Source organism: Microbacterium sp. bgisy189 (assembly GCF_057707225.1).
Genome location: NZ_JBYIPT010000004.1, coordinates 179,367 through 190,547, shown reverse-complemented (window position 1 = coordinate 190,547; position 11,181 = coordinate 179,367). Strand labels below are relative to the sequence as shown.

At 69.9% G+C, this 11,181-nt stretch carries 13 protein-coding genes and 2 tRNA genes; 5 read left to right on the top strand and 10 right to left on the bottom strand.

The genetic code is table 11. The annotated features are described in order from the left end of the window. Positions 1-30 precede the first annotated feature (30 nt). Positions 31-825 carry an ATP-binding cassette domain-containing protein gene (locus tag AC3ENX_RS07925; RefSeq protein ID WP_434811319.1) on the top strand — a complete coding sequence of 265 codons (795 nt, stop codon included), beginning with the start codon at positions 31-33 and terminating at the stop codon, positions 823-825. 42 nt (positions 826-867) lie between these two features. Further along, positions 868-940: transfer RNA gene (locus AC3ENX_RS07920), tRNA-Asn, on the top strand. 35 nt (positions 941-975) lie between these two features. On the opposite strand, the gene AC3ENX_RS07915 is transcribed toward AC3ENX_RS07920, so the two are convergent. The 6 genes from AC3ENX_RS07915 to def are packed head-to-tail and all read right to left on the bottom strand — an operon-like array spanning position 976 to position 5,518. Next, entirely contained in the window at positions 976-1,530 is a 555-nt protein-coding gene (locus AC3ENX_RS07915) for a hypothetical protein (RefSeq protein ID WP_434811318.1), read from the bottom strand. Next, positions 1,527-2,816 (bottom strand): DUF58 domain-containing protein, encoded by a 1,290-nt coding sequence (locus tag AC3ENX_RS07910; RefSeq protein ID WP_434811317.1) that lies wholly within the window; start codon positions 2,814-2,816, stop codon positions 1,527-1,529. Before AC3ENX_RS07910 ends, AC3ENX_RS07915 begins: the two co-directional genes overlap by 4 nt. Then, positions 2,813-3,787 carry an AAA family ATPase gene (locus tag AC3ENX_RS07905; RefSeq protein WP_434811316.1) on the bottom strand — a complete coding sequence of 325 codons (975 nt, stop codon included), beginning with the start codon at positions 3,785-3,787 and terminating at the stop codon, positions 2,813-2,815. Before AC3ENX_RS07905 ends, AC3ENX_RS07910 begins: the two co-directional genes overlap by 4 nt. 5 nt (positions 3,788-3,792) lie before the next feature. Next, positions 3,793-4,227, bottom strand: a complete 435-nt coding sequence (locus AC3ENX_RS07900) for a hypothetical protein (RefSeq protein ID WP_434811315.1) — start codon at positions 4,225-4,227, stop codon at positions 3,793-3,795. Between the two features lie 17 nt (positions 4,228-4,244). Continuing rightward, positions 4,245-4,946, bottom strand: coding sequence for a DUF4129 domain-containing protein (locus AC3ENX_RS07895; protein ID WP_434811314.1), 702 nt, complete (start codon positions 4,944-4,946; stop codon positions 4,245-4,247). A gap of 5 nt (positions 4,947-4,951) precedes the next feature. After that, on the bottom strand, positions 4,952-5,518 hold the full coding sequence (gene def / locus AC3ENX_RS07890; RefSeq protein WP_434811313.1) for a peptide deformylase: 567 nt from the start codon (positions 5,516-5,518) through the stop codon (positions 4,952-4,954). Between the two features lie 43 nt (positions 5,519-5,561). Between def and AC3ENX_RS07885 the strand changes: the two genes are divergently transcribed. The 3 genes from AC3ENX_RS07885 (at position 5,562) to AC3ENX_RS07875 (ending at position 7,444) form a co-directional block, all read left to right on the top strand. Beyond that, positions 5,562-6,707: a DMT family transporter gene (locus AC3ENX_RS07885; protein WP_434811312.1), complete on the top strand. Its 1,146-nt coding sequence runs from the start codon at positions 5,562-5,564 to the stop codon at positions 6,705-6,707. A 14-nt stretch (positions 6,708-6,721) separates the two neighbouring features. Then, positions 6,722-6,795 (top strand) — tRNA-Ile (locus tag AC3ENX_RS07880). A gap of 145 nt (positions 6,796-6,940) precedes the next feature. Continuing rightward, a complete protein-coding gene (locus AC3ENX_RS07875) occupies positions 6,941-7,444 on the top strand; it encodes a DUF3145 domain-containing protein (protein ID WP_434811311.1) in 504 nt (167 codons plus the stop codon). Positions 7,445-7,599: 155 nt separating this feature from the next. On the opposite strand, the gene AC3ENX_RS07870 is transcribed toward AC3ENX_RS07875, so the two are convergent. From AC3ENX_RS07870 to AC3ENX_RS07855, 4 genes are all read right to left on the bottom strand, one after another. Further along, a complete protein-coding gene (locus AC3ENX_RS07870) occupies positions 7,600-8,841 on the bottom strand; it encodes a beta-ketoacyl-[acyl-carrier-protein] synthase family protein (protein WP_434811310.1) in 1,242 nt (413 codons plus the stop codon). Positions 8,842-8,896: 55 nt separating this feature from the next. Beyond that, a complete protein-coding gene (locus AC3ENX_RS07865; RefSeq protein WP_028495632.1) occupies positions 8,897-9,145 on the bottom strand; it encodes an acyl carrier protein in 249 nt (82 codons plus the stop codon). A gap of 92 nt (positions 9,146-9,237) precedes the next feature. Next, positions 9,238-10,239 (bottom strand): beta-ketoacyl-ACP synthase III, encoded by a 1,002-nt coding sequence (locus AC3ENX_RS07860; protein ID WP_434811309.1) that lies wholly within the window; start codon positions 10,237-10,239, stop codon positions 9,238-9,240. Then, entirely contained in the window at positions 10,236-11,156 is a 921-nt protein-coding gene (locus tag AC3ENX_RS07855) for an ACP S-malonyltransferase (RefSeq protein ID WP_434811308.1), read from the bottom strand. The genes AC3ENX_RS07860 and AC3ENX_RS07855 overlap by 4 nt, the downstream gene beginning before the upstream one ends. Positions 11,157-11,181 lie beyond the last annotated feature (25 nt).

Sequence of the window (11,181 nt, the reverse complement as noted above, 5' to 3'; positions counted from 1 at the left end):
CCGCCCGGTCGACCAGGCAGGATGAACCGCATGCGTGCGCCGATCTCCACTCCCGAGGCGGGGGCCGTCGCGATCCAGTGCGACGACCTGTCCCTCGCGCGGGCGGGAGAGCGCGTGATCGAGGGTGTGAGCATCACCCTGCGATACGGCGACGCGCTGGCGGTCATGGGCGGCACCGGGTCGGGCAAGTCCTCTCTCGCCTCGATCCTCGGCGGCGGCGCCGAGCGTGGGCTCGTCGTGGCCGGTGGTTCGGCACGGGTCGCCGGCATCCCTGTGCACAAGCGCGGACGGTCGCTGCGGGTCCGCGAGTACCTGACCGGCCGGCTCGCGCAGGGTGCTGGGGCGGCGCTGCCTGCCAGGCTGACAGTCGCCGACGTCATCGGCGAGCCGATCACCGCTCGCGACCGCACGGTCAACCGTCGCGCGCTTGCGGTTCGCGTCGCGGGCCTGCTCGACGAGCTCGAGCTGCCGCTCGGCGCGGCCCCGAAATACCCGTACGAGCTGAGCGCGGGCATGCGGCAGCGTGTCGCGCTGGCGCGCGCACTCGTGCTCGACCCGCAGGTGCTCGTCGCCGACGAACCGTTCGCGAACCTCGACCCGGAAGTGCGCGCGACGGTGCGCGGCGCGCTCGCGCGGCGCATGCATGAGCGTCCGATGGCGCTGCTGATGATCACGAGCGACCGCGAAGCGATCGACGAACTCGAGGCCGATGTGCTCGTGCTTCGCAGTGGCCATCCGGTGGCGTTCGGCCACGGTGTCGACGGGCTGCAATGGACGCCCGGGGACGCGCCGCCGGTGGGTACCGAGGTCACGAGCACGCCCTGAGCTTTGCTATGATCGTCTGGTTGCCCTCGCGGGGGTGACTGATCCTCGGTAGCTCAATTGGCAGAGCAATCGGCTGTTAACCGATAGGTTCTTGGTTCGAGTCCAAGCCGGGGAGCGCAACGGCTCCGAGCTCCACCTCGGGGCCGTTCTTCATGTGCCACCACCCTGCCCGTCTTCGACAGCGGGCCAGAGGATGAGCGCCGCGCCGACCAGCAGGAGCAGCACGGTCAACAGGCTGATCGGCGCCGCTTCGGGGAGCGCGACACCCGCCGTGAGCGCGGCGATCGCGGCGATGAGCAGGACAGCCGCGGCCGTCATGGCCGTGGGGATCAGGAACGCGCGACGCACCCGTACGCCGACCCGCGCCCACGGCCTGCCCATCGACAGCACCGTCGCGCACGCGTGCCAGAGCGACAGCAGCACGGCGACGGGCGCGAGCCAGAGCGCCCCCAACCCGGTGACCGCCGCTTCGGCGATGATGACTCCGGCTGCAAGCAGCGGGAGGATCGATCGCGGAAAGCACACGCCGAGGGCGATCGCGAGCCCGGCCGCCACCGACCAGAGCGCATCACCGGTCGCGACGACGAGCCACAGCTGCGCCGCTGCACCGCTGCACGCCATCGCCGCGCGCGCAGCCCAATGGGAGGCCGGACGGCGTCGGGCGGCGTCGACGACATCGACGATCATCTGGGACAGATCGCTCATCGGCCCGCCGTCCGCACGACGGGACGCTGCACGGCGAGCGATGCCGCCAGCGCTGCAACGCCGTCGATCCCACGCCAAGGCGCGACCGGGATGCCGACGTCGCGCAGTTTCGCGACTGCGACGTCGCGCTCCAAACGCCGCAGGACCCAGGCCTCTGCCCGCAGCGAGGACTGCGCGTCACTGCCCAGCAGATTCCGCCACACACCGCCGCGTGCCCGCCACCCGTCCGTGCTGCCCAACGCGGCCGGGAGGGTGTCGACGACGAGGACGGTCGCTCCCCGGCGCGCCACGGTCGCGATCTCGGTGAGGACCCGTTCGTCGAGGAGAGGTGAGCACACGACCGCGAACGTGCCCGGCCGCAGGTGGGCGACACGGTGGAAAGCGCCGTGGACCATGCCGTCGGTGTCGACCGCGGCCAGACGCGCGGTGAGCGCCGCATGCTGGCGCGCGCCGGCGCGAGCGGGGAGCGGCCCCACGAGCGAACCGAGGTCGTGCACCGCGACCCGGTCGCCGAGGCGCAGGTAGTGTTCCGCGAGCGATGCGGCGGCCACCACGGTCGCGTCGAGGCTCGATGCCTCCGTCGTCGGGTCCACGGCATCCTCGAGGGTGTCGAGCATGATGAGCACATCGGTGTCGCGGTCTGCGGTCGTCGTGTTGGTGTGCAGCGCACCGGTGCGTGCCGTGACCCGCCAATTGATCTGGTTGAGTCGGTCGCCGGGCTGGTACTGCCGGATGTCTGCGAGGCTGCTGCCGTCACCGGGTCGCCGCGAGCGGTGCAGGCCGGCGAGTCCGATCGGATGCGGAATATCATCGCCGCGTCCCGGCACCGCCGCCGCGGGCGAGACGTCGACGGTGCCGAGCGGATGCCGATCCCGTGTGCTCCACATGCCCCACGGATCGGTCACCGACACCTCCGCCGCACCGAGGTCGAGGCGTCCCCATCTGCGCGGGCGCACCGCCACGCTGACGGTGTCGGCGTCGCACGCAGCGCCCCAGACCGGCGAATTGTCGACCGCGCCCGACATCGGCAGCGACAGATCCACGACGTGCCCTGTGGCGGTCGCTGTCACGCCCACCGCCTCCCCGGAGCGCACCTGTCGCGTCGAGACCTCGATGTGCGGCGGGCCGCCCGGCCGGGGACGACGCAACAGGCCCATGACGCTCCACACGACGAACGGGGCGGCCAGCACGGCGAGTTCACCGCGTCCGGTGACGACGGCCAGCACCGTGGTGCCTGCAGCCAACAGCACAGCGCGCACGAGCGAGGTCGTCGGGAAGAAGGTCATGTGTGGGGGAGGTATTCGGCGGGCACGGGCACCCGCGCGACCGCGCCGCGGACGACCTGCTCGCCCGTCACACCGCTGAGCCACAGTTCGGGGCGGATGGTCACACGATGCGCCAGTGCAGGCTCAGCGAGCGCCTTGATGTCTTCCGGGGTCACAAAGGCGCGGCCGTCGATGAGCGCGCGGGCGCGCGCGCAGGTCAGCGGGGCGAGGCTGCCGCGGGGAGACGCGCCCACGAGCGTCGCCGACTCTTCCCGGGTCGCCGCGGTGACGGCGACCGCGTAGCGGCCGACGGCGGGGTGGACGAAGACGTCCTCAGCGGCCTGCTGCACGGCCATCAGACTTTCGGTGTCGAGCACCTGGGCGACCGCGATCTCGTCGGTGCGCCGCGCGATGCGGCGTTCGAGGATCTGCCATTCTTCCGCCTCGGTGGGGTACCCGAATCGCAGGCGCAGCAAGAACCGATCGAGCTGCGCTTCAGGCAGGGGATAGGTCCCCTCCGTCTCGATCGGGTTCGCGGTCGCCATCACATGGAACGGTCGGGGCAACCGGTGCGTATGCCCCTCGACGGTCACCTGACGCTCCTGCATGGCCTCCAGCAGTGCCGCCTGCGTCTTCGGTGGCGTGCGGTTGATCTCGTCGGCCAGCAGGAACCCCGCGAACAGCGGACCGGGGCGGAACACGAACTCCGATCGGGTCTGGTCGAACACGTAGCTGCCGGTGAGATCAGCAGGCAGCTGATCTGGCGTGAACTGCGCGCGACGGAACGGCAGGCCGAGGGCCTGCGCGAAACTGCGCGCGGCGAGGGTCTTACCCAGTCCGGGAAAGTCCTCCAAGAGCACGTGGCCGCCGGCGACCACGGCGGTCAGCACGAGCGAGAGGGCGTCGCGTTTGCCCACGACTGCCCGCTCGACCTCGTCGAGCACCTGCCGGCATCGTGCCCCGGCTTCGGTCACCGATTCCGCTGCGTTCATTCCTGTCACAGGCTGCTCAGCTCCTTGAGGATCATCCGCAGATGCCTGCGGTCGACGGTGCGCGGCGCTGCACGCAGATAGCGCTCGAGGTTCGGCGGATAGGTTCCCGCACCGGCTCGCTGCCGGGCGAGCTCGCCGATGGTGGCGTGGAGGGCGCCGGTCGTCGTGCCGACCCCGGGCTGCGCGCCGCGCACCTGCGCTTCGAGCACGCGGGTACGCCGGTCGGCGAGCCCCACCACGCCCGCTCGGTGCGCAACCGGTTCGTCGAGGGGACCGTCGTCGGCACGGATGCCGGATCGCCGAATCACCCACCACGCCAACCCCGTGCACACGCCGCCACCGATCCACAGCGCGGGCGGGACCCCCACGCCGAGCTGCCCGAGCAACAGCGACACCAGAGCGCCGATCGCACCCCCAACCGCGCACGCGATCAGCGGCATCCGTATCACCCTCACCTTCACGCGGAACCTGCCCGGGTCGCGCTGATGGCGGTCGCAATGCGCGTGACGCACTCGCGCGCGTCGTCGACGGCGCGCGCGTCGAGCCGCTCCGACGAGAAGAGTGCCCGACCGTAGAGTCGCGCGAGTTGCTCCGCGGGCGCGCGCGGCACGTCCATGGCGGCGAGGATGCCGATGACGTACTCCGAAGCGGTCTCGCTCTCGGATCGCGGCACGCCCGCCGAGGCGCCGAGCGCCTCGAGCGACTCCCAGCATCGGATGACGGCGATGTTCGGGTCATCGTCGGTCATGATCCGTTCCTGCGCGTGCCGCAGCACGTCCTGCACCTGGCCGACGTCGACCGTCGACTGCACGATCACGCCATCGATCGGCTCAGGGGCCTGCCTGGAGGCGAGAATTCGCGCCGCTCGTGCGATCGCGAGCACGACCGCGATGCACATCAGCACCACGAGGATCAGCCCGACGACGCCCAGCGTTCCGTCGCCGACGCCGCCGTCGGATGCGGCCGGCAGGTCGATCGGGTCGGATGGTGGGGTCTGCACATCGGGTGCGTCGGTGGCACGCGGTTGCTCGGCCGGTGTCGGATTCGGCATCGAGGTGATCCACACCGGCGCCGCCAGGGCGCTCACGGCGACGACGCCCGCACACACTGCACAGCCGACCAGCGCGGCGATCGCGGAGGTGCGAGTGCGGGTCGACATCGCAGTCAGGCTTCGAAAGCGTCGACGCCCGGCATCCAACTCGAACCGGGGCGACCCCACCCGCGCTTGCGTGCGATCTTCTGCACGGTCTTCCAGTCGCCGTCGTCGAGCCGATCGATGTACAGGATGCCGTCGAGGTGGTCGAACTCGTGCTGCATGATGCGCGCGCGCCACCCGGTCACCTGGATCTCGACGGGTTCGCCGTCGAGGTCGGTGCCCGTGACGAGCACCTCGTCGGACCGTCGCAGCCCGAACCGCTCGCCAGGGAACGACAGGCAGCCCTCGGACTCCTCGTCGGGGTCCGGGGCGCCGGGCTCGAGCGGTCGCATCCAGAGCTTCGGATTGATGATGACGCCGCGCCACGGCGCACCTTCATCGTCCTCGTAGTTGTACGTGTAGATCCGCAGGCCCACGCCCACTTGGGGGGCGGCCAGACCGACGCCGGGCGCGGCATCCATCGTCTCGAACATGTCGGAGACGAGCGTACGGATGTCGTCCGTGATGTCTTCGACCTCGGCGGCGACGGAATGGAGGACGGGATCGCCCATGATGCGGATCGGGAGAACTGCCACGTCCTGAGCCTAATCCAGGCGGGTGTGCCGTTAGGGTCGAGGAGTGGAATGGGCGCGCGGGGTCGAGCACGTGATCGACGACCTGGATCAGCTCACCGATGAGCTGGTCGGCGTCTTCGCCGACCCCGGCATCCTCATCGGCATTCCGCTGGCGCTGCTCGGCGCGGTCTTCATGTCGTTCGGCGCGCAGTACCAGCACCGCGGCGTGCAGAAAGTGGAAGCCGAATCCCGCGCTTCGGGGGGCGCAGGCCTGTCCGGCGGTCAACTCGTCCGACTCATCCGACGCCCCTCGTGGGTCGCGGGGACGGCGATGCTGGGGCTTGCGATCGTCTGCCAGTTGTCTGCGCTGTCGTTCGCGCCGCTGATCCTCGTGCAACCGCTGGGCGCCATCTCGCTCGTCATCACGACGCTCCTCAACGCACGGATCACCGGCCACCGTCCGACGCGCAGATCGATCACCGCCATCGGGCTGTGCGTGGGCGGGATCCTCGTGTTCGTCACGGTCGCGGCACTGTACGCCACGGAGCGCCCGGTCTCGGACGCGCAGTTGATCACCGTGCTCGTCATCCTCGCCGCCGTCATGGTCGTGCTGACCGGCCTGTGGATCTGGCTGCGCCACCGCATGAAGGCGCTCTTCTACATCGTCGCTGCGGGCATCGTCTACGGCTTCGTCGCCACCCTCGCGAAGATCGTCATCAGCCGTGTGCAGTCCGGGGACTTCGAATGGCTCACGCTGCTGTGTCTGCTCGCGCTGCTGACCGGCACCGGTATCGGCGCGTACTTCGTGCAGAACGCGTACGCCTCCGGCCCCCCCGACCTCGTCATCGCCGGCCTCACGGTCATCGATCCCATCGTGGCGATCGTCATCGGCCTCGCCGTGCTCGGCGAGGCGCGGTATGCGCCGTTCGGCGCATACATCGGCTTCATGATCGCCGGTGCCATCGCCACCTTCGGCGTGTATCAACTCGCCCGCCATCATCCGCAGATCGTCAGCGACAGTCAGGATCTGCCGATCGTGCGGGGGAGCGGCACCCCCGCCGATGCAACCGATGCGCCGGTGGACGAGTCATCGCCGAAGACCGGAGCGATCCGCATCACCGAAGCTGTGTCGAAAGTGTGGCCGAACCCGCCCGTCGACGACGACCACGAGATCGGCCCGCATCTCGGACCGCGGCGCTCCAAACGGTAGGCTCGATGCCGCAGGGGGCGGTGGCCAAGCTGGTCAAGGCAGCGGGCTCATAACCCGACGATCGTGGGTTCAAGTCCCACCCGCCCTACAACATGTCCGACAGGCGCGACGCGCCGAATGACAGGCTTGTGATTCGCCCGGCCCATGGGCGATACTTGAGCCACAACCGCATATCCCGCCGCACTCCGGCACCAGGTCGTAGGGGAAGACGTACCTGATGAAACGGAGAGATGATGGCGACACCTCAGGCGCGTGGAGTGATCCTCATTCACTCTGCGCCACGCGCGTTGTGCCCACACCTGGAGTGGGCTGCCGGTCGTGCCCTCGGGCAGGCCGTCAACTTCGACTGGACCGATCAGCCCGTCCTCGACGGCAGCCGGCGCACCGAGTTCTACTGGGAGGGCCCCGCCGGCACCGGCGCGGCGCTCGCGACCGCGATCCGCGGGTGGGAGCACCTGCGCTTCGAGGTGAGCGAGGACCCGACGCCTCGCAGTGACGGCGGCCGCTGGATGCACACCCCCGGCCTCGGCATCCACTTCGCGCAGACCGACACCGCGGGCAACGTCGTCATCGGCGAGGACCGCATCCGCTACGCGATGGAGATCGCCGCCGGCGACGCGTTCGAACTGCAGCGCGAGCTCGATGTCGCACTCGGCGCGGCGTGGGACGAAGAACTCGAACCCTTCCGGCACGCAAGCGACGACGCACCGGTCGTCTGGCTGCACAAGGTGGGCTGACGCGAACGGACACCCCACAGACTTCAGGCGGCGTGAGAGCGCCGGTACCCAGCCTCGGAAGGGCTTCCCGGGGACGGGGAGCGCGCATCACCCGCCTGACACGAAAGACGCCCCCGGTCGGCTTCCCGGGGGCGTCTTGACGTATGTGCGGCGATTCAGACCGATGCGAAAGCGGCGACGGCGTTGTGCCCGCCGAAGCCGAACGAGTTGCTGATCGCCAGTTGGTCGCCGGCACCGAGCGGCGTCGGCTCGCCCGACAGACGGAACGGCACGGCCGGATCCTGCTCGGTGAGGTTGATCGTTGGCGGTGCGATGCGGTTCTGCAGTGCGAGGATCGTGAAGATCGCCTCCAGCGCGCCGGTGCCGCCCAGCAGGTGTCCCGTCGACGCCTTGGTCGCCGAGACCGGGATCTCGTCGATCCGAGCGCCGAAGACGCTCTTGAGGGCCACGTACTCGTTCGGGTCGCCGACCGGGGTCGACGTCGCGTGCGCATTGATGTGCGTCACCTCGTCGGCCGACCGACCGGCCATCTCGAGCGCCGTGCGCACGGCACGGGCCGCGCCGGTGCCCTCGGGATCGTTGGCCGTGATGTGGTACGAGTCGGCGGTCACGCCGCCACCCACGACCTCTGCATAGATCCTGGCTCCGCGAGCCTTCGCGTGCGCGTCGGTCTCCATGATGAGCACCGCGGCGCCCTCACCCATGACAAATCCGTCACGGGTGATGTCGCCCGGACGGGATGCCGTCTCGGGGGAGTCGTTGCGCTTGGACAGCGCCTGCATCGACGCGAACGAGGCGATGGTGACCGGGTGGATGACCGACTCGGTGCCACCGGCGATCACGACGTCTGCGAGGCCGTCGCGCAGGTGTTCGACCGCGTTGACGATCGACTCCGTGCTCGACGCGCATGCGCTCGCGACGGTGCGTGCATAGGCACGCGCACCGAAGTGCAGCGAGAGGTTGCCCGCCGCGGAGTTGGGCATGAGCATGGGGACCGTCATGGGCAGCACCCGCCGCGGCCCCTTCTCGCGCAGGGTGTCCCAGGCATCCAGGAGCGTCCAGAGACCGCCGATGCCCGTCGCGAAATCAACACCGAGGCGTTCCGGATCGACCTCGGGGGCGCCGGCATCCGCCCACGCCTCCAATGCCGCGACCAGCGCGAACTGCGACGACGGATCGAGGCGCTTGGCGACCGGGCGCTCCAGCACCGTATCGGGGCGCACCTTCGCCTGCGCGGCGAACGTGACGGGCAGCTGGTACTGCTCGACCCAGTCGTGCTCGAGCGTGCTCGCGCCGGACTCACCGGCCAGCAGCGCCTCCCAGCTCTCTGCGGCGGTGCCGCCGATGGGGGAGCTCGCGCCGATTCCGGTGACGACGATTCGCGGTGTGCTGCTCATGGGTGTCCTCGTTGGTCTTCCGGTGGGGGCGGTGCCGCCCCCACCGACATGGGGCTTACGCCTGGTTCGACGTGATGAAGGTGACGGCGTCGCCGACGGTCTTCAGGTTCTTGACCTCTTCGTCGGGGATGGTGACGCCGAACTTCTCTTCAGCGTTGACGACGATCGTCATCATCGAGATCGAGTCGATGTCGAGGTCGTCGGTGAACGACTTCTCGAGCGCGACCTCGTCGGCCGAGATGCCCGTCTCGTCGGTGATCAGCTCGGCGAGCCCAGCGAGGACCTCGTCGTTGGTGAATGCCATGGTGTTCTCCTTGTTTCCAGTGGTTCGCCGGCCCGGGCGGGCCGAGATTCAGTTTAGGTGCGGGGTACGTGTGCAGCCGGGATCTGCGCCGGTCAGGGCAGAACCACGACCTGCGCCCCGAAGACGAGGCCTGCGCCGAACCCGATCTGCAACGCGAGTCCGCCGCTGAGTTCGGGACGCTCCTCGAGCAGTCGGTGCGTGGCCAGTGGGATCGAGGCGGCCGAGGTGTTGCCCGTGGTCTCGATGTCGCGGCCGATCGCGACCGATTCGGGCAGACCCAGCTGCTTGGCGAACTCGTCGATGATGCGCATGTTCGCCTGGTGTGGCACGAACGCGGCCAGGTCCGACGCCTTGACACCGGCAGCCTCGAGGGCGCGGCGGGCGACCTTGACCATCTCCCACACCGCCCAGCGGAACACGGTCGGCCCCTCCTGCCGGAGCGTGGGCCACGGCGCTGCACCGTCGCGGAATTCGGTGAGCGTGTGGTTCATGCCGACGGCATCGGCCTTCGAGCCGTCCGATCCCCAGACCGTCGGACCGATCCCGGGGAAATCGCTCGGCCCGACGACCACAGCGCCGGCGCCGTCACCGAGCAGGAACGAGATGGATCGGTCGGCGGGGTCGACGATGTCGCTGAGCTTCTCGGTCCCCACGACGACCGCATACGTTGCGGCGCCGGAGCGGATGAGCGCGTCCGCCTGCGCGACGCCGTACGCGAAGCCTGCGCACGCGGCGTTCACGTCGTAGGCGGCCGCAGGGTTCGCCCCGATCCGGTCGGCCACGATCGCCGAGACGGACGGCGTCTGCTTGGGGTTCGAGATCGTCGCGACGATGACGGCGTCGACCTGGGAGGGCACGACACCGGCCCGCTCGATGGCCTCCGCGGCGGCCGTCGTCGCGAGGTCGATCGCGTCGACGTCGGCGCCGGCACGGGTGCGGGTCACGATACCCGTGCGCTGGCGGATCCACTCGTCGCTCGAGTCGATCGGGCCGACGAGATCATCGTTCGGCACGAAGTGCTCGCCGCGCGCAGCGCCGTACGAATAGATGCGGGTGTGGGCGGGCCCGGTGGCCTGCGTGAGCGTGACGCTCATGCGTCGCCTCCTGTCAGCAGTGCCGCAGCGGCCTCGAGGTCTTCGGGGCTCTTGACGGCGACGGTGGGAATGCCGCGCAGCGCGCGCTTGGCGAGACCGGTGAGCGTCCCCGCCGGCGCGAGTTCGACGATGCCGGTGACGCCGGCGCCCGCGAAGGACTGCATGCAGAGGTCCCATCGAACGGGGGAAGCCACCTGCGCGACAAGCAAGTCGACCGCGGAGCGGCCATCGTCAACCGTCGATCCGTCGCGGTTCGTCCAGAGTGTCGCGGCAGGTGCGGCCACCGCGACGTCGGCCGCGGCAGCGCGCAGTGTGTCGACGGCTGGAGCCATGTAGTGCGTGTGGAACGCGCCGGCAACCTGCAGCGGAATGACGCGGGTGCCGCGGGGAGCCTGCTCGCCCAACCGGGCGAGTGAGGGCAGGGCCCCTGCGGCGACGATCTGCCCGCCGCCGTTGTGGTTCGCGGGCGTGAGGTCGAGTTCGGCGAGCAGATCCAGCACGACCTGCTCATCGCCGCCGAGCACGGCGCTCATGCCGGTCTGCTCGATGGCAGCGGCTTCGGCCATCGCGCGACCACGAATGCCCACCAGGCGCATGCCGTCTTCGGCGCTGAACACACCGGCCGCCGCGAGTGCGGCGATCTCGCCGACCGAGTGACCCGCGACGCCGGCCGGACGCGCGCCGGCCGCAGACACCAGGGCGTCGAACGACAGCAGAGACGCGGCCACGATGAGGGGCTGTGCGACCTTCGTATCGCGGATGGCGTCGGCATCCCACTCGGTGCCTGCTGCGACGAGGTCCACCTCGGAGAGCTCGGAGAAGCGTTCGAGGCGCTCTCGCACCCCGTCGATTTCGAGCCACGGGGTCAGGAACCCGGGGGTCTGCGAGCCCTGACCGGGGAACACGGCAATGATCACGCTTTTCATCCTCCCAAGAACCTCG